Annotated in this window: 1 protein-coding gene; it reads left to right on the top strand. The window is 35.2% G+C overall.

All coding sequences use genetic code 11. The features are described from left to right. Window positions 1–78 precede the first annotated feature (78 nt). Window positions 79–564 carry a transposase family protein gene (locus tag BCAMP_RS12095; RefSeq protein ID WP_156921249.1) on the top strand — a complete coding sequence of 162 codons (486 nt, stop codon included), beginning with the start codon at window positions 79–81 and terminating at the stop codon, window positions 562–564. The last annotated feature ends 158 nt before the right edge of the window (window positions 565–722 follow it).

Genomic DNA, 722 nt, shown 5'->3' on the forward strand with positions numbered 1-722 from the left:
TTTTCGCAAAAAAATAGCAACATTTCAAATCCCTATAATATTAAGTCACCACAACAAATTTATAAGGGGGATTCGACAATGTCAGCTATCACTTTTAATAATATCGCGAATTCCTCTGGAATTACAGATGAAACTATTTCTTTTCCAAAAACATGGTGTTTAACTCAGTTAATTAAAGGTGTTTTAAGCCCTTGTTATTTTGGTACACGCTCTTACACACCCTCACGGTGTGCGAATTGCGGCTTTAATAATAAAACAGTTAAACTCAGTAAACACGGAACTAAACTATCACGTATCACACTCTCTAAAACAAATAACCTTCCAACCTATCTCTTTTTAAAGAAGCAACGCTTCTTATGTAAAGGATGTAAAACAACCTTTATCGCTTCAACTCCGATGGTAAAACGAAATTGTTTTATCTCCAAACGTGTCATCCAAACACTAGCTGCCGAAGGACAGTTTATTACTTCTGAAAAAGATATCGCTTTTAGACAGAGTGTTTCAACAACTACTGTTAATCGTGCTTTACACCAATGGTCTCCTCAATTCAAACCGAACTATTAAAGGCTTCCACTACATCTTTCAATGGATGAATTCAAATCGGTAAAGAGTGCTGATAGTCAGATGAGTTTTATTTGCACTGATGCGAAAAAATATGAAATCATTGATATCCTCCCATCTAGAAGATTGCATCATCGATCGTTTTCATTTGTCCCAATTAG

Origin of the sequence: Brochothrix campestris FSL F6-1037, from assembly GCF_000525915.1 — a bacterium.
In the GTDB taxonomy this organism is placed as follows: domain Bacteria; phylum Bacillota; class Bacilli; order Lactobacillales; family Listeriaceae; genus Brochothrix; species Brochothrix campestris.

What these genes read in the sequence shown, in the direction of transcription:
- BCAMP_RS12095 (WP_156921249.1), top strand. Translation starts at nt 79, where the DNA reads ATGTCAGCTATCACTTTTAATAATATCGCGAATTCCTCTGGAATTACA.